Source organism: Usitatibacter rugosus (assembly GCF_013003965.1).
In the GTDB taxonomy this organism is placed as follows: Bacteria; Pseudomonadota; Gammaproteobacteria; order Burkholderiales; family Usitatibacteraceae; genus Usitatibacter; species Usitatibacter rugosus.
The window spans coordinates 110,591-127,245 of sequence record NZ_CP053069.1 but is presented as its reverse complement, the minus strand read 5'-3'; the positions used below and the strand labels follow the sequence as shown (position 1 = coordinate 127,245).

Genomic DNA, 16,655 nt, shown 5'->3' with positions numbered 1-16,655 from the left:
TGTCGAGGCGCAATTCTAACGGATCGACCCCATGGATATCGCAGAGCTTCTCGCCTTTTCGGTCAAGAACAAGGCTTCCGACCTTCACCTCTCCGCCGGCCTGCCGCCGATGATCCGCGTGCACGGCGACGTGCGGCGCATCAACGTGCCCCCGCTCGAGCACAAGGACGTGCACGGGATGGTGTACGACATCATGAACGACTCGCAGCGCAAGGTGTACGAGGAAACGCTGGAGGTCGACTTCAGCTTCGAGATCCCCAACCTCGCGCGCTTCCGCGTCAACGCGTTCAACCAGAACCGCGGCGCCGGTGCTGTGTTCCGGACCATTCCGTCGAAGGTCCTCACGCTCGAGGACCTGAACGCCCCCAAGATCTTCAAGGAAATCGCCAACCAGCCGCGCGGCCTGGTGCTGGTGACGGGCCCGACGGGCTCGGGCAAGTCCACGACGCTGGCCGCCATGGTCAACGACGTGAACGAGACCGAATACGGCCACATCCTCACCGTCGAGGACCCGATCGAATTCGTGCACGAGGCGAAGAAGTGCCTCATCAACCAGCGCGAGGTCGGACCGCACACGCTGTCGTTCTCCAACGCGCTTCGCAGCGCCCTTCGCGAGGACCCGGACATCATCCTCGTGGGCGAGATGCGAGATCTGGAAACCATCCGCCTCGCCATGACGGCCGCCGAAACGGGCCACCTGGTGTTCGGCACGCTGCACACGTCCTCGGCCGCCAAGACCGTGGACCGCATCATCGACGTCTTCCCGGCGGCGGAAAAGGAAATGATCCGAGCGATGCTGTCGGAATCGCTGCGCGCGGTGATCTCGCAAACGCTCTGCAAGACCAAGGACGGCACGGGTCGCGTCGCGGCGCACGAGATCATGATCGGCACGCCCGCGATCCGGAACCTCATTCGCGAGGCGAAGGTCGCGCAGATGTACTCCGCGATCCAGACCGGCGGCAACATCGGGATGCAGACGCTCGACCAGAACCTGCAGGACCTCGTGAAGCGCAACCTCATCTCGGTCCCCGAGGCCAAGACGAAGGCCGCCAACAAGGATGCGTTCATCGGATAAGCGCGTGCGCGCGCGATAGGAGAAGCTCATGGAACGCGAACAGTCACTCAAGTTCATGCACGACCTGCTGCGCGCCCTGATCGCGCGCCGTGGCTCCGATCTCTTCATCACCGCGGGCTTTCCCCCGGCGATGAAGGTGGACGGCAAGGTGACGCCCGTGTCCCAGCAGAGCCTGTCGCCGGTGCACTCGCAGGAGCTGTGCCGCTCGATCATGACGGACAAGCAGGCGGCCGAATTCGAAGCCACCAACGAGTGCAACTTCGCGATCTCGCCCTCGGGCATCGGCCGCTTCCGCGTGAATGCGTTCGTGCAGCAGGGCCGCGTCGGCATCGTGCTTCGCACCATCACCACGACCATCCCCAAGTTCGACGACCTGGGCCTGCCCCACGTGCTGAAGGACGTGGCGATGACCAAGCGCGGCCTGGTGATCTTCGTGGGCGGCACGGGCTCGGGCAAGTCGACCTCGCTCGCCGCGATGATCGGCCACCGCAACGAGAACAGCTACGGCCACATCATCACCATCGAGGACCCGGTCGAATACGTCCACGAGCACAACAACTGCATCATCACGCAGCGCGAAGTGGGCGTGGACACCGACAACTGGTTCGCCGCGCTCAAGAACACGCTGCGCCAGGCGCCCGACGTGATCCTCATCGGCGAGATCCGCGAGAGGGAGACGATGGAGTTCGCCATCGCCTTCGCGGAAACCGGCCACCTGTGCATGTCCACGCTGCACGCCAACAGCGCCAACCAGGCGCTGGACCGGATCATCAACTTCTTCCCCGAAGAGCGCCGCGCCCAGCTGCTGATGGACTTGTCGCTGAACTTGAAGGCCATCATCTCGCAGCGCCTGATCCCCAAGAAGGCCACCAAGGGCCGCGTGGCCGCGATCGAGATCCTGCTCAACTCGCCGCTCATGTCGGACCTCATCTTCAAGGGCGAGGTGCACGAGATGAAGGCACTCGTGGCCCGCAGCCGCGAGCTCGGCATGCAGACCTTCGACCAGGCGCTCTTCGACCTCTTCGAGGCCGACATGATCACCTTCGAAGACGCGCTGCGGAATGCGGACTCGGTCAACGACCTTCGCCTGAAGATCAAGCTCGAGAGCAAGAACGCGAAGAACCGCGACCTCGGCTCCGGCCTGGAGCACCTCGAGATCGTGAAGTGACGAGGCCGAAGGTGGCGATTGCCACCTGAGGTTTCGTCATCCCCGAGTCGTCGGGGATCCAGCGTCTTTTTCTAACTGGATTCCCGCCTTCGCGGGAATGACGGCGTGGCACCTACCAGCGAGCCGGAGGCTTCCGGTGGATCACGATCCGGTCGGTCTCGACCGAGATGTAGTTCCCCTGCACGAGGTCCTTGAAGATCCGGCTCACCATCTCGCGGGAGCAACCCACGCGGCTCGCGATCTCCGCCTGCGTGAGGCGTTCCGGGATGTACTGCACGCCGTCGTTGGTGACGGCGCTGTCCAGCAGCAGCCGCGCGACGCGGCCGTAGGCGTCCATGAGTGCTAGGCTGCGCACGTTCTCGGTGAGCACGCGCACCTGGTGGATGAGCTTGCGGATGAAGCTCATGGCGAAGGCGGGGTTGGTCTTGATGAACTCCGCGAACTCCGCGCGCGGCACGACCAGCATCTTGCAGGTCTCGAGCGTGATCACGGAGGCCGAGCGCGGCCCCTCGTCGAAGGCGATCTCGCCGAAGTACTCCCCCGGTCCCATGATGGACAGCACCACCTCGCGCCCGCTGGCGTCTCCCACGTAGGCGCGCGCCTTGCCCTCGACGATGATGTAGAGGGCGTCGGTGTTCTCGCCCTCGCTCACCAGCACCGTGCGCGGGCGGAAGGTCCGCGCGACGGCGTGGCGCGTGATCTCGGCGAGCTCCTCGGGACTGAGGACCAGGCTGGCGTCTGCCTTGACGCGGTCGTTCATGGGGCCTCCTTCGCTAGGGCCCCATTGTGCACGTACCGCGGGCGACGGCGAACCCGCCCGGCGGCGCAGGATGCGGCGCCGCGGGCGTTAAATCTTCACGTCAGGAGAGATCGGCCAGGAGGTCCGAGAGGTCGTCGGCGTGCTCTTCCTCGACGGCGAGGATGCCTTCGAGCATCCGCTTGGTCGTGGTGTCGTCGTCGCCGATGTAGTTGATCATCGCGCGGTAGCTGTCGATCGCGATGCGCTCGGCGATGAGGTTTTCCTTGATCATGTCCTTCAGCTGCGTGCTCGGCCGGTACTCGGCGTGCGCGCGCTCCTTCAGGCGGGCCGGGTCCATGTCCGGCTCACCGCCCAGCTGGACGATGCGCTCGGCGATCTGGTCGGCGTGGCCCTGCTCCTCGTTGGAATGCTCGAGGAATTCCTCCGCCGCGATCTTGGCCTTGATGCCGCGGGCGACGAAGTAGTCGTGGCGATAGCGCAGAACGCAGATGAGCTCGGTCGCGAGCGCCTCGTTCAGCAGCTTCACGACTTCCTCGCGATTGCCGATGTACGTGGGGGTCACCGCCCCGTCCTCGATGTGCTTGCGAGCGTCGCGGCGCAGGGTCTCGACGTCGGGCATCACCCGCTTCTGTATCTGAGACTGGTCGTTCATGGAACCTCCCGGGGGTCGAAAATGGGACTGCGCGGAGGGGTCCCCGCGCACCTTCCCTCATTCAACCGTTTCGAAGGGGGGTTCTCTGTAGGAAACGAGCGAATCGCCTGTGGGAGAGGTCCGACGAGCCGCCGGGGGAGGACCCGGAAGGCGCGCCATGATGGCCGGCGACGGGCCGCGCATGCGCAGCAGCTCGCGCAGGATCCGCCCGGTGAGCTCGTCGTCGTGCAGCTGGGCCGAGGGCGGCGCGAAGTAGAAGCCCTGGAGGTAGTCCGCACCCGACTCGATGGCAATCAGCGCCCCGGCGGAGTCCTCGATGCCCTCGACCACGACGCGCGAACCCGCGGCGTGGAGGATGTCGATCAGGGACGGCAGCACGCGGCGCGCCTTGGCGTCGCCCATGGCGTTGGCCAGCACCGTGCGGTCGAGCTTCACGTAGTCGGGGCGCAGGGCCGCGACACGGTCGAAATTGGAGCGCTCCACGCCGAAGTCGTCCATCGCCACCGCGAAGCCCATCTCGCGGCAGGCGGCAACGGCGTCGACCAGCAGGCCCTCGTCGGCGCACGCGCCCTCGAGGATCTCGAAGCAGATGCGCGACGGCTGGAGGCCGAAGTACCCCACGCGCCCGCGCATGGCCTTGGCGCTGCCGGCCTCGGCGAGCGCGGCCACGGGGTGCAGGTTCAGGAAAAGGGTTTTGGTACCCGGGTCGACCGAAGCAAAGGTGCGCAGGTGCAGCGTGCGCGCGGTGCGGTCGAGGGAAACGATCTCGGCGTCGTTCAGGCCGGCGATGAGCGCGTTGATGCGGATCATGCGGCCGGGGGCGGCGCTGGCGCGCAGCAGCCCTTCGTACCCGGCGAGCTCGCCCTGGGCCACGGCGTAGATCGGCTGGAATACGGAAGTGAGCTGGTGCTCGTTGAATGCGATGGAGGGCGGCACGCTCGGCGATCCCGGTCTTGTCGTGCCGGCGTCTCCGGCGATGGACGTACTTTGCCCGGCAGGAATTACCCGGCAATGACATGGGTAGAAGGTTTCATTACAGCTGTCACCGTCTACCGGTTCGGGAAGAACCCCGCGAGGGCCTCGGCGATCTCGGTCATGCGGTACGGCTTCTTCAGCACGCGGTTGATGCCCGCCGAAAGGGCGCGCGTCTCGAAGCCCGCGCCGCCGTAGCCGGTGGCGATCACGATCGGGATCGACGGCTTCATGCGCCGCAGCTCGACCGCGAGCGAGGTGCCCGACATCTCCGGCATCACCTCGTCGCTCACCACCGCGTCGAAGCGCTTCGGGTCGGCCTGGAAAGCCTCGAGCGCCTCCTGGCTGGACGAGAAGCCCGCGGGCTCGTAGCCCAGGTTGGCCAGCATCTCCTCCAGGGCCGCGAGCACCTGGATCTCGTCGTCCACGGCCAGGATGACTTGTCCGCGGCCGGGCAGCGCCGGTTCCGGTTTCGCCGCTTCCACCGCCGCTTCGTTGAGGCGCGGCATCCAGACGATGAACGCGGTGCCCTTGCCGAGCTCGCTCTGCACGTCGAGGCAGCCCTTGTGCTCCTTCACCACGGAGTGCACGAGGGCCAGGCCCAGGCCCGTGCCGCGCCCGGCGCGCTTGGTGGTGAAGAACGGCTCGAAGATGCGGTCGATCACCTCGGGCGCGATGCCGTGGCCCGAGTCCTTCACCGTGACGCGCACGTAGTCGCCGGGGCCGAGCTCGCCGATGCGCGTGATGCGCGCGTGCTCGACCACTTCGATCGCCAGGCTCACGTCGAGCACCCCGCCGTCGGGCATCGCATGGACGGCGTTGGTGCAGAGGTTCATGAAGAGCTGGTGCAGGCGCGTGGGGTCGCCCATCACCGTCGCCTCGCCCGACTCGGGCTCGTAGCGCACGTCCACGCCCGCCGTCGATCCGCGGATCAAGTCCACGGCTTCCTGCACGATCGGGCTCACGAGCACGGGGATGCGCTCCCCCGTGTCCACGCGGCTGTACGAGAGGATCTGCGTCACCAGCGACTTGGCGCGGTTGCCCGCATTCATGATCGTGTCGAGGTAGCGCTTCATGTCCTCGTCCTTCGCCTTCAGCTGGGCCAGCTCGCCGTAGCCGAGGATCGCGCCGAGGATGTTGTTGAAGTCGTGCGCGATGCCGCCCGCGAGGTGGCCCACCGCCTCCATCTTTTCCGCCTGCTTCAGCTGCGACTCGAGCCGGACGCGGTCTTCCTCCGACTTGATCTTCTCGGACACGTCGGTGACGAAGCCGATGAGCCGCTTCTTCGGCGGGCCCAGCGACATCGGCTCCTCGATCATGTAGCCGTTCACGCTCACGGGCACGTAGCTGCCGTCGTCGCGCTGCATGCGGTACTCGATCGCCATGTGGCGCAGCTTCCCGCCCTCCAGTTGCTCGCGCACGCCCCGCAGCCTTGCGCGGTCGTCCGGGTGCGTACGCGACATCCAGGGGCCCAGCTCGCTCACGTTCTCGGGCGCCACGCCGATCACCGCCATCGTGTCGCCGTCCCAGAGGATCTTGCCGGTCGCGGGGTCGAGGTCGTAGAGCAGGTTGCCCGAGGCGCGAATCACCGCTTCGTATCGCCGTCGCCAGGCCCGCGTGGTCTTGGCCGCATCCTGGCGCTCGTTCAGCAGCGCCGCGGCGAAGAGCGTGGTGACCACGATCGTCGCGAGGTAGGCCTGCAGGTGGAGGATCGACTTCCAGTCGGCGATGCCGTCGATGGAGAACGGCCCGAAGCCCTGCGCCGTGTGCCAGTAGCAGATGAGGCCGAAGGCGGCGAGGCCCAGCGTCGCGGCGCGCAGGCCAAAGCCCAGCGCGGCCCAGATCAGGAACGGGGCGCACAGGTAGGCGAGCGGCGGGATGAACCCCGAGGCCTGCGAGCGCGTGCCGAACACGTAGTGGGCGGTGAAGACCAGGCCCGAGTACAGGACCACCAGCTCCGGGAGGCGCGAGCGCGAGGCCTGCATCGCCTCGCGCCAGCCTTCGCGGCTCCACGCGAGGATGAGGGGCGCCACGAGGATCATGCCCAGCATGTCCGAGACGAACACCACCGACCACTGCTCGCGGAAGGGCGCGTCGAACTGCACGTAGCTGGTCAGCGCGTCGAAGATCGACAGGCCCGCCACCAGCGGCACCATGCCGATCAGCATCGCGGCCAGGCCCTTCACCGTGTCGATCGTGACCTGGGGCTTGGCGAGCTGCTGGAGGCCGAGGGCGACCAGTGCCGGCTCGGCCGTGTTCACGAAGGACGCGACGAAGGTCCGGGGAAGGGAGACCCCCAGCTCGTAGCCGAAGAACAGGTTGGCCAGGAAGACCAGGCCCAGGTAGACGGGCCAGCGGCGCGGGGCGGCCACGAGGAGCGTCCCCAGCACCAGGCCGTCGGCGGGCCAGATGAAGTGGGGAAAGCGCGTCTGGACCGGGAGGTCCGTCGCGTACCAGGCGAGGGCGAAGTAGAAGACGCCGAAGGAGAGATACGCGAGTGCCTGCCCCATGGGGGAGGCCCCCGCCGCCCAGTCCTCCGCGCTCCAGCGGGTGGCTGAATTCATGGGTTTTGGCGAACGCTTCGGATTCTACGGGCTCCGGCGGTAAAATGCGCTTTCAGGCCCCCGCTGAGGAACCTCCAAGCACATGGAAGCCCACATCCTGGTCGTCGACGACGATCCGGCCATCCGCGAACTGATCCGCGAGTACCTGGCCGAGAACGATTTCAAGGTGTCCGTCGCAGAAACGGGCGGAGACATGGACCGCGTCCTCGGCGCCGAGGTGGTGGATCTCGTGATCCTCGACCTGAAGCTCCCCGACGAGGACGGCCTGGCCATCGCGCGGAGGCTGCGCGAGTCGCTCGACCTGCCGATCATCATCCTCACCGGCCGGAAGGACGAAGCCGACCGCGTCATGGGCCTCGAGCTCGGCGCGGACGACTACGTCACCAAGCCCTTCAGCCAGCGCGAGCTCCTCGCCCGCATCAAGGCGGTCCTGCGCCGGACGGAATCCAAGCGCGAGGCGCGCCGCGGCGAAAGCGTGCGGGCCTACCTCTTCTCCAACTGGGAGCTGAACACCGGCACGCGCCGGCTGAAGGCCCCGGCGGGCGAGATGGTGGACCTCACCAACAGCGAGTACGCGCTGCTGGTGGCTTTCCTCCGCTCGCCGCAACGCGTGCTCACGCGCGACCAGCTGCTGGAAGCGAGCCGCCTGCACGACGACATCTACGACCGCTCGATCGACGTCCAGATCCTGCGCCTGCGCCGCAAGATCGAGGAAAGCCCCAACCAGCCGAACCTCATCAAGACCGAGCGCGGCGCCGGCTACTATTTGAATTCGTCCGTCGAGACGAAATGACCGCGGGGCGGCGGAATGGCTGAGTCGCGCCTCCGCTACCTGCGCTTCAAGCCCCGGCTGGTCACGGCGCTTCGCGGCTACAGCCGCGACGATTTCTTCGCCGACCTCGCCTCCGGCATCACGGTCGCGATCATCGCCCTGCCCCTCGCGATGGCCTTCGGCATCGCCTCGGGCGTGCGGCCCGAGCAGGGGATCGTCACCGCCATCGTCGCCGGTTTCCTGATCTCCGCGCTGGGCGGCTCGCGCGTGCAGATCGGCGGGCCCGCGGGCGCCTTCGTCGCCCTTCTCTATTCCATCGCGGAGAAGTACGGCGTCGCGAACCTCCTCATCGCCACGATGATGGCCGGCGTGCTGCTCTTCGCGATGGGGGCGCTGCGGATGGGCTCGCTCATCCGCTACATCCCCGTGGCGATCATCACCGGCTTCACGGCGGGCATCGCGGTCATCATCGGCATCTCGCAGGTGCGCGACTTCCTCGGCATCGAGGTCGAGAAGATGCCGGCCAATTTCTTCTCGCAGCTGAACGTGATCGCCGAGAACCTCGAGACCGCGAACGTCTACGCCATCGTGATCGGGCTGGTGTCGCTGCTCATCATCATGGTGTGGCCCGTGCGTTCGTCCCAGGACCAGGGCAGCGGCTTGCGGAAGCTCGCCGCGAAGCTGCCGGCCACGATCGCGGTGCTGGGCCTCTCGGGCGTGGCGGTGTGGGCGCTGCAGCTGCCGGTGGAGACGCTGGGTACACGCTTCGGTGAGCTGCCAAGGGGGCTCCCCATGCCCGCGCTGCCGCGCTTCGACTGGGCCACGGCGCAGAACCTCTTCGCGCCGACGATCGCGATCGCGCTGCTGGGGGCGATCGAATCGCTGCTCTGCGCCCGGGTGGCCGACAACCTGATCGACGAGCGCCACGATCCCAACCAGGAGCTGATGGCGCAAGGCATCGCCAATTTCGTGAGCCCGTTCTTCGGCGGCATCGCGGCCACGGGCACGATCGCGCGGACCGTGACCAACGTGAAGAGCGGTGGCCGCACGCCGATCGCCGGGATCATCCACGCGGCGGTGCTCTTCCTCATCGTGCTCGTGCTGGCACCCTTTGCGCGCTACGTGCCGCTCTCGGCGCTCGCGGCGATCCTCCTGTGGGTCGCGTTCAACATGGGCAACTGGCGCGAGTTCCCGAAGATGCAGCAGTTCTCGCTCGCCTATCGCGCGACGATGCTCACCACGTTCGTGCTCACAGTGGCGCTGGACGTCGCCGTGGCCGTGCAGGCGGGCCTGATCCTCGCGTGCCTCTTCTTCATCTACCGTATGTCGGCGCTCACGCGCGTGGACAAGCTGCCGATGCCGCCCGCGCTCGCCATCCGCGCCGACGGACGACGCGTGGAGGCCTGGCGTGTGTACGGCTCGCTCTTCTTCGGCTCGGTCACCAAGGTCGAGGCGCTGGCCGAGCCGGGGACGGAACCTCCGGGCGCCCTGGTGCTCGAGCTCCACCAGGTGATCAACATCGACAACACGGGGCTGGAGGCGCTGGAGCACCTGCTCGCCCACATGCGCCGGCACAACGCGCGGCTGATCCTCGTGGCGCCCAACGACCAGCCGCTCAACATGCTGCGGCGCGGCGGCTTCCTGGAGCGCCTGGGCAAGGCCCATCTCTTCGAAACCATGGACGCGGCCCTCGAGGCCCTCCGCGCCGAGTCCGGACGCTTCACCCCCTGATTTCTGCAGTTGGTCACTGTTTGTCACGGCTTGTCGACAAAGCCTTGCGCGGCTACGCGGGCGCCACCAAACTGCGCGGATTCCATCAGGGGGTAACCAAGAATGCTCACGCTCGAAGGCGTCACCCACGTCTATCCCAACGGCACGCGCGCGCTGGACAACGCCTCGCTCACGATTCCCAACGGCATGTTCGGCCTGCTCGGCCCCAACGGGGCGGGCAAGTCCACGCTGATGCGCTGCATCGCGACGCTGCAGACGCCCTCGCAGGGCACGATCCGCTTCGGCGACATCGACGCGATCCGCGAGCCGGAACGGCTGCGCGCCACGCTGGGCTACCTGCCGCAGGATTTCGGCGTCTATCCGCGCGTCTCGGCCTGGGACCTCCTCGACCACCTGGCGGTGCTGAAGGGCATCGCGACGAAAGGCGAGCGCAAGCAAACCGTGGAGACGCTGCTGCAGCAGGTGAACCTGTGGGACGTGCGCAAGAAGGCCGTCGCGGGCTTCTCCGGCGGCATGCGCCAGCGCTTCGGCATCGCGCAGGCGCTGATCGGCAACCCCAAGCTCATCATCGTGGACGAGCCCACCGCGGGCCTCGACCCCGAGGAGCGCAACCGCTTCAACAACCTGCTGGCCGAGATCGGCCAGAACGTCGTCGTGATCCTCTCCACGCACATCGTGGACGACGTGACCGACCTCTGCGAGAACATGGCGATCATCGTGGGCGGCAAGATCGTCTCGGTGGGCAAGCCGCAGGAGCTGCTGCAGGCGCTGCGCGGGCGCATCTGGACCAGCGTGATCGACAAGGCGGCGCTCGAGGAGGCGAAGCAACGCCTGCAGGTGATCTCGACGCGGCTTCGCGCCGGGCGCACCGAGGTGCACGTGGCGGCGGATACGGCGCCCCCGGGCTTCGAGCCGGTGGAAGCGACGCTGGAGGACCTGTACTTCGCGACGCTGTCGACGCATCGGCGCGCTCCTGCTCCCGCCACCGCCGCCTAGGAGATCGCCATGCTCGGAAAGATCGCGGCCTTCGAGGTCCGCTACCAGCTGCGTGCGCCGCTCTTCGCGATCGGCTTCGCCCTCTTCTTCCTGCTCACGTTCGGCTCGGTGACGGTCGACACGATCCAGATCGGCGGGCGGGGCAACGTGAACGTGAATTCGCCCTACGCCATCGCGCTCACCGTGGCGACAATGTGCATCTTCGCGCTCTTCATCGCCACCGCGTTCGTCTCGAACGTGATCCTGCGCGACGACGAGACCGGCTTCGCACCCATCCTGCGCGCCACCCGCATCACCAAGCGCGACTACCTGGTGGGCCGCTTCTCGGGCGCCTTCCTCGTCGCGTTCCTGGTGGTGATGTCGGTGCCGCTCGGAATCCTCGTCGGCACATGGATGCCCTGGCTCGATGCGGAGAAGGTCGGCCCGTTCGTGGCCATGCACTACGTCTATGCGGCGTTCGTGATGGCGCTGCCGGCGCTGCTCGTGATGTCGGCCGGCCTCTTCGCGCTCGCCACCGTCACGCGCTCGATGATGTGGACGTACGTGGGATTGATCGCGTTCCTCGTCCTCTTCATCACCAGCCGCGTGCTGCTGCGGGACCCGGCATACGACACCATCGCCGCGCTCTCCGATCCGTTCGGCTTCAGCGCGCTCTCGCGCGTGACGCGCTATTGGACCGCGGCCGACCGCAACACGATGATGCCGCCGCTCGAAGGCCTGATGCTCGCCAACCGGCTGCTGTGGCTGGGCGTGGCGTTCGTGCTCTTCGCGATCGCGTACTGGCGCTTCCGCTTCGAAGTGGTCGGCAAGAAGACGAAGGCGCCCAAGGCGGAGGCCGCGGGCGATGCTCCGGCGGCGCTGCGCGAGCTGCCCGCCCCGCGCTCCGGCGGATCCACGAGCTGGGGGCAGCTGAAGGCGCTCACGCGCTTCGACATGGCGTTCGTGTTCAAGAGCCCCGCCTTCTTCGTGCTGCTGGCCCTGGGCTGCCTGAACGCGGTCGGCGGCCTGCTCGGCGTGGCCTCCAATCGCGGTATCGACTACTTCCCGGTGACGCGCGCCGTCGTGCGCGCGCTGAACGACTCGTTCACCTTCTTCCCGATCATCATCGCGATGTACTACTCGGGCGAGCTGGTGTGGCGCGACCACGACCGGCGCATGCACGAGATCGTCGGCGCCACCGCGGCGCCCGACTGGGCGTTCGCGCTGCCGAAGGTACTGGCCATCACGCTGGTGCTGCTCGCGACGTTCATCGCCGGCACGGCGATGGGTGTCGGCTTCCAGCTCTTCCACGGCTACACCGATGTCCAGCTGGGCAGCTATCTCCTGTGGTTCGTGCTGCCGAGCCTGATCGTCGGCACGCAGCTCGCGATCCTCGCGGTGTTCGTCCAGGTCGTGGCGCCGAACAAGTACATCGGCTGGGCCGTGCTGCTGATCTACGTGGTGGCGCAAACGGCGCTCGCTCCCGCGGGCTTCGAGCACAACCTCTACAACTACGGCGCGGCTTCCCCGACGCCGCTGTCGGACATGAACGGCCTCGGCCGCTTCTGGGTCGGCGCGGCGTGGTTCCAGTTCTACTGGATGGCCTTCGCGCTGGTGCTCGTCGTGTTCGCGCACCTGCTGTGGCGCCGGGGGACGGAGACACGCTTGAAGCCACGAGCCACGCGTGCCGTACGGCGCCTGAAGGGTTTGCCGGGCGCCTTCGCCGCCGTGGGGGTCCTGGCCTTCGCGGGCTCGGGCGCCTACATCTACTACAACACCAACGTCCTCAATCGCTACACCACGGTGCCGCAGCGCGAGGAGCGCCAGGCCGAGTACGAGAAGACGCTGCTCGCGTTCGAGAAGGTGCCGCAGCCGCGCATCACCGACGTGAAGCTCGACGTCGCGCTCTTCCCCCGGGATGCGCGTGCCACCACGAAGGGCGAGATGGTGCTGGAGAACAAGACCGCGCTGCCGATCGAGGCCGTGCACATCCGCTGGAATCCCGACGCGCGCATGGCGATGGACGAGATCGCCGTGGAGGGCGGCACGCCCGACAAGGACTATGGCGACTTCCATTACCGCATCTACAAGCTCGCGGCGCCGATGCAACCGGGTGAGAAGCGCAAGCTCGCGTGGAAGGGCACGCTGCAGGAGCGGGGTTTCCCGAACGGTGCCCCGCTCACGCGCATTGTCGGCAACGGCAGCTTCCTCGACAGCAACGAGGTCGCGCCCTTCGTGGGCATGGACCGGAACATGCTGCTCACCGATCGCGCCAAGCGCCGCAAGTACGGCCTGCCCGCCGAGTTGCGGCCGGCCAAGCTGGAGGACATGACCGCGGTCGGCAACCACTACCTCCGCCACGACAGCGATTGGGTCAACGCCGAGATCACGTTCACGACGGACGCGGACCAGGTGCCGATCATCCCGGGCCGCGTGGTCTCCGATACCGTCACGGACAACCGGCGCACGCTGGTGGCGAAGACCGAGGCGCCGATCCTGCAGTTCTTCTCCATGCAGTCGGCGTACTACAAGGAGACGAAGGACTCCTGGAAGCCCGCCCAGGGCGAGCCCGTCGCGCTGGCCGTGTACTACCACCCGGCGCACGAGCACAACGTGAAGCTGATGATGGACGCAATGAAGGTGTCGCTCGACATCTTCACCGAGCGCTTCTCGCCCTACCAGTTCCACCAGGCGCGCATCCTCGAATTCCCGGCGTACGAGAGCTTCGCGCAGGCCTTCGCCGGCACGGTGCCCTACTCCGAGGCGATCGGTTTCATCCAGAACCAGCCCCGGGACGCGGTCGCGGGAGACGAGAAGATCGACCTCGTCACCTACGTGACGGCGCACGAGATGGGCCACCAGTGGTGGGCACACCAGGTGATCGGCGCCGACAAGCAGGGCATGACGATGCTCTCGGAAACCTTCGCGCAGTACTCGGCCATGCTCGTGATGGAGAAGCTGTACGGGCCGGAGATGGCGCGCAAGTTCCTCAAGTACGAGCTCGATTCCTACCTGCGCAGCCGCGGCGGCGAGGTCGTGGAGGAGCTGCCGAGCGTGCGCGTGGAGAACCAGGGCTACGTCCACTACCGCAAGGGCACGCTGGTCATGTACTGGCTGAAGGACGTGGTCGGCGAGGACACGGTGAATCGCGCGCTTCGCCGCTTGATCGCGAAGTACGCGTTCAAGGCCGCACCCTATCCGTCGTCGTCGGAGTTCGTGCAGATGCTGCGCGAGGAAGCAGGGCCGCAGCACGACGCGCTCATCACCGACCTCTTCGAGAAGATCACGCTCTACGACATGAAGGCGAAGGACGCCAAGGCCACGAAGCGCGCCGACGGCAAGTGGGACGTCACCTTCGCCATCGACGGCAAGAAGTTCTACGCCGACGGCAAGGGCAAGGAGACCGATGCGCCCATGTCGGAGGTCTTCGACGTCGGCGTCTTCACCGCGCAGCCCGGCAAGAAGGGCTTCTCGAAGGCGAGCGTGCTGATGGTGGAGAAGCGCATCGTGGCTACGGGCGAGACGAAAGTGACCTACACCGTGGACCAGGAGCCGAAGTGGGTCGGCATCGATCCGTACAACAAGCGGATCGACCGCAACTCCGACGACAACCTCACGGCCGTGAAGGTCGCGTCGTGAGGCTTGTGGCGGAGTGGAGAGCGGCAGGATGGAGCGTGGCGGTCGCGCTCGCGGCGGCCGCGAGCGGGTCCGCCTTCGCACAAGGCGGTCCGCGTGAAGGCCCGCGTCCCACGCAGGCGCTCTTCGACGAGGTCGCGGCGCGGGACCGCACCGTCTTCGCCGCGATCTTCGACACCTGCGACATGAAGGTGCTCGCGGGCGCGCTCACGGACGACGTCGAGATGTACCACGACAAGGGCGGCCTCACGTTCACGACGTCGAAGCAGTTCGTCGAGGGCGTGACCGCCATCTGCAAGCGCCAGGAGACTGGGGAAGACTACCGGTCGCGGCGCGAGATCGTGCCCGGCACCATGAAGGTCTATCCGCTGAACAACTACGGCGCGATCCAGGTGGGCGAGCATCGCTTCTATCGCCTGACGCCGGGCAAGCCCGAGCAGCTGAGCGAGGTCTCGCTCTTCACGCACGTGTGGAAGCGCGAGCCCTCGGGCGCGTGGAAGCTCGCGCGCGTCCTCAGCTACGACCACCGGCTCACGCCCTAGCGGCAGGCGGTCGGCGTGGAGTAGATCGTCCGCGTGATCGGCTTCGATTGCTGGAGGCCGTTCACCGAGTACGTGAACGTCCCGTTGCTCGCGTCGCTGAAGGCGAACGTCGCCGTCCCCACCTTCGTCGAGCGCACGTCGGCCTTGTTCCACGGCACGGCGCTGAAGGCCGGCCCCGTCGTGGTGAAGATCTCTCCCGTGTAGACGCCGGCGCCGGTGCGCTCGCCGCGCGACATCACGATCCACAGTCCCTTGCCAGTCGCGTCGTACGTGAACCAGGTGGCGAAGAGGATATCGCCCTGGTGCGTGATGTTCACGCCCCAGCCCGATTCGGATTCGGCGGGGGAACGCCACCAGAGGTCCTGGTAATTGGGCGGATTGCCCTGCGTCCCGCCGGAGGTGCACGTGGGCACCGGCGAGGAATAGACGATGCGCGTGATGGGCTTCGACTGCGTGGTTCCGTTCACCGTGTACGTGAACGTCCCGTTGTTCGCATCGGTGAACGTGAAGTTCGCGGTGCCCACCGGCGTGGACACGACGTCGCCCTTGTTCCACGGCATGGCGCTGAAGGCCGGGCCGCGCGTGCGGAAGAGCTGGCCCGAGTACGTGCCGGTGCCGGTCTTGTCGCCGCGCGACATGATGAGCCACATGCCCGTGCCGTCCACGTCATACGTGAACCACGTCATGAAGAGGATGTCGCCCTGGTGCGAGATGTTCACGCCCCAGCCCGCTTCGGATTCGGCGGGCGAGCGGTACCAGAGGCCCTGGTAGTTGAGACCGCCCGTCGCGGGCGGCGGTGGCGGGGGCGGAGGCGGCGGCCCGCTCGTCGGCACGAGGGCTTCGCCCGAGTTGGCATTCACCAGCAGCACCGAGGTATCCACCGCTTCGAAGTTGCCGCCGGTGATGGACTTCAGTTCGTCCAGCACCTTGTCGGGCCAGCGTTCGTCGGAGACGCCCTGGAAGAACCAGTTGCTGCCGCCGTCGGCGAGCACGAGGCCGTATTTCTTGAAGGCTCTCAGCACGACCTGCGTGCGCGCATCGAAGCCCGAGATGTTGAAGTCGGCCTTGAGGCGGAAGCGCGCGCCCATCGGCGGATTGCTCGAGTTCGTGCCGCTTCCGGACCAGTGGCGAGCCGGCCACAGGAAGACGTTCTGCGAGCCCTGGCGGCCCCAGATGGGTGTTGCCGTTACGCGGATCGCATGCGCGATCTCGCCCGCGGCCACTTCGTCCCAGCGCGCGAGGCCGGGGAAGATCGCGAGGCCGGCCGCATCCGCGGAAGTCCAGCCCGAGGGACGCAGCGCATTCGAACGCAGGTCGAATTTGGCCGACGAATCCACGCGCCAGCTCGCACCGCCGTTCTGCGAGAACGCGCGATACAGCTCGTAGAGGATGCAGTTGCCGGTGTCGAGGACGATCACGTGCCGGTCGCCATCCGCCGCGTTGCCGCCTTCGACGGGGGCGTTGGGCGGGATGGGCATCGGGCCCGGGTCGCTCTCGTCGTCGAAGCCGTCGGGGCCGAACGTGATTGGCACCTTGGGCTGCGTGCCGGGGACCGTGACGAACGGGATGCCGAAGTTGTCCGCGAGGTCGTTGCCCCAGTCGGGATGGATGCGGCGCGTGGTACCCATCGAGGCCACCCACGCGTTGGAGCTCGCGTGGACGGGGAGCGTGTCGACCGGTGTGTTCCAGTAGTTGTTCGAGGGGAAGACGGGGCATCCGCCGAGCGTGGGCGCGGCCAGCGCCGTCGCCGAACAGAGACAGGAAGTGACGAAAATCGCGATGTGTTTTTTCATGGTCTCGGGGAGCGG

At 67.1% G+C, this 16,655-nt stretch carries 12 protein-coding genes; 7 read left to right on the top strand and 5 right to left on the bottom strand.

Annotated features, from left to right (window positions below; genetic code table 11):
- Positions 1 to 31: 31 nt before the first annotated feature.
- On the top strand, positions 32 to 1,075 hold the full coding sequence (locus DSM104443_RS00580) for a type IV pilus twitching motility protein PilT (RefSeq protein WP_171088780.1): 1,044 nt from the start codon (positions 32 to 34) through the stop codon (positions 1,073 to 1,075).
- A 28-nt stretch (positions 1,076 to 1,103) separates the two neighbouring features.
- Positions 1,104 to 2,243: a PilT/PilU family type 4a pilus ATPase gene (locus DSM104443_RS00575; RefSeq protein ID WP_171088779.1), complete on the top strand. Its 1,140-nt coding sequence runs from the start codon at positions 1,104 to 1,106 to the stop codon at positions 2,241 to 2,243.
- Positions 2,244 to 2,355: 112 nt separating this feature from the next.
- Here the strand turns inward: DSM104443_RS00575 and DSM104443_RS00570 are convergent, their stop codons facing one another.
- The 4 genes from DSM104443_RS00570 to DSM104443_RS00555 form a co-directional block, all read right to left on the bottom strand.
- A complete protein-coding gene (locus DSM104443_RS00570; RefSeq protein WP_171088778.1) occupies positions 2,356 to 3,003 on the bottom strand; it encodes a Crp/Fnr family transcriptional regulator in 648 nt (215 codons plus the stop codon).
- A 100-nt stretch (positions 3,004 to 3,103) separates the two neighbouring features.
- Positions 3,104 to 3,655 (bottom strand): ferritin-like domain-containing protein, encoded by a 552-nt coding sequence (locus DSM104443_RS00565; protein WP_212756856.1) that lies wholly within the window; start codon positions 3,653 to 3,655, stop codon positions 3,104 to 3,106.
- Between the two features lie 57 nt (positions 3,656 to 3,712).
- Entirely contained in the window at positions 3,713 to 4,591 is an 879-nt protein-coding gene (locus tag DSM104443_RS00560; protein WP_171088777.1) for an EAL domain-containing protein, read from the bottom strand.
- 113 nt (positions 4,592 to 4,704) lie between these two features.
- The gene (locus tag DSM104443_RS00555) at positions 4,705 to 7,191 is read right to left on the bottom strand and encodes an ATP-binding protein (RefSeq protein WP_171088776.1); all 2,487 of its coding nucleotides are present in this window, start codon (positions 7,189 to 7,191) and stop codon (positions 4,705 to 4,707) included.
- Positions 7,192 to 7,273: 82 nt separating this feature from the next.
- Between DSM104443_RS00555 and DSM104443_RS00550 the strand changes: the two genes are divergently transcribed.
- The 5 genes from DSM104443_RS00550 to DSM104443_RS00530 all read left to right on the top strand — a co-directional run bounded on the left by DSM104443_RS00550 (position 7,274) and on the right by DSM104443_RS00530 (position 14,847).
- Complete coding sequence (locus DSM104443_RS00550) at positions 7,274 to 7,984, top strand: response regulator (protein ID WP_171088775.1); 711 nt, start codon at positions 7,274 to 7,276, stop codon at positions 7,982 to 7,984.
- Between the two features lie 15 nt (positions 7,985 to 7,999).
- Positions 8,000 to 9,694 carry a SulP family inorganic anion transporter gene (locus tag DSM104443_RS00545; RefSeq protein WP_171088774.1) on the top strand — a complete coding sequence of 565 codons (1,695 nt, stop codon included), beginning with the start codon at positions 8,000 to 8,002 and terminating at the stop codon, positions 9,692 to 9,694.
- 102 nt (positions 9,695 to 9,796) lie between these two features.
- Positions 9,797 to 10,690: an ABC transporter ATP-binding protein gene (locus tag DSM104443_RS00540; protein WP_171088773.1), complete on the top strand. Its 894-nt coding sequence runs from the start codon at positions 9,797 to 9,799 to the stop codon at positions 10,688 to 10,690.
- Between the two features lie 9 nt (positions 10,691 to 10,699).
- Entirely contained in the window at positions 10,700 to 14,308 is a 3,609-nt protein-coding gene (locus DSM104443_RS00535; RefSeq protein WP_171088772.1) for an ABC transporter permease/M1 family aminopeptidase, read from the top strand.
- 35 nt (positions 14,309 to 14,343) lie between these two features.
- Entirely contained in the window at positions 14,344 to 14,847 is a 504-nt protein-coding gene (locus tag DSM104443_RS00530) for a nuclear transport factor 2 family protein (RefSeq protein WP_171088771.1), read from the top strand.
- Here DSM104443_RS00530 and DSM104443_RS21705 read toward each other — a convergent pair.
- The gene (locus DSM104443_RS21705) at positions 14,844 to 16,640 is read right to left on the bottom strand and encodes a hypothetical protein (protein WP_212756854.1); all 1,797 of its coding nucleotides are present in this window, start codon (positions 16,638 to 16,640) and stop codon (positions 14,844 to 14,846) included. The two genes, DSM104443_RS00530 and DSM104443_RS21705, sit on opposite strands and share 4 nt — an antisense overlap.
- Positions 16,641 to 16,655 lie beyond the last annotated feature (15 nt).

What these genes read in the sequence shown, in the direction of transcription:
- DSM104443_RS00570 (WP_171088778.1), bottom strand. Translation starts at nt 3,003, where the DNA reads ATGAACGACCGCGTCAAGGCAGACGCCAGCCTGGTCCTCAGTCCCGAG.
- DSM104443_RS00555 (WP_171088776.1), bottom strand. Translation starts at nt 7,191, where the DNA reads ATGAATTCAGCCACCCGCTGGAGCGCGGAGGACTGGGCGGCGGGGGCC.
- DSM104443_RS00565 (WP_212756856.1), bottom strand. Translation starts at nt 3,655, where the DNA reads ATGAACGACCAGTCTCAGATACAGAAGCGGGTGATGCCCGACGTCGAG.
- DSM104443_RS00545 (WP_171088774.1), top strand. Translation starts at nt 8,000, where the DNA reads ATGGCTGAGTCGCGCCTCCGCTACCTGCGCTTCAAGCCCCGGCTGGTC.
- DSM104443_RS00535 (WP_171088772.1), top strand. Translation starts at nt 10,700, where the DNA reads ATGCTCGGAAAGATCGCGGCCTTCGAGGTCCGCTACCAGCTGCGTGCG.
- DSM104443_RS00575 (WP_171088779.1), top strand. Translation starts at nt 1,104, where the DNA reads ATGGAACGCGAACAGTCACTCAAGTTCATGCACGACCTGCTGCGCGCC.
- DSM104443_RS00580 (WP_171088780.1), top strand. Translation starts at nt 32, where the DNA reads ATGGATATCGCAGAGCTTCTCGCCTTTTCGGTCAAGAACAAGGCTTCC.
- DSM104443_RS00550 (WP_171088775.1), top strand. Translation starts at nt 7,274, where the DNA reads ATGGAAGCCCACATCCTGGTCGTCGACGACGATCCGGCCATCCGCGAA.
- DSM104443_RS21705 (WP_212756854.1), bottom strand. Translation starts at nt 16,640, where the DNA reads ATGAAAAAACACATCGCGATTTTCGTCACTTCCTGTCTCTGTTCGGCG.
- DSM104443_RS00540 (WP_171088773.1), top strand. Translation starts at nt 9,797, where the DNA reads ATGCTCACGCTCGAAGGCGTCACCCACGTCTATCCCAACGGCACGCGC.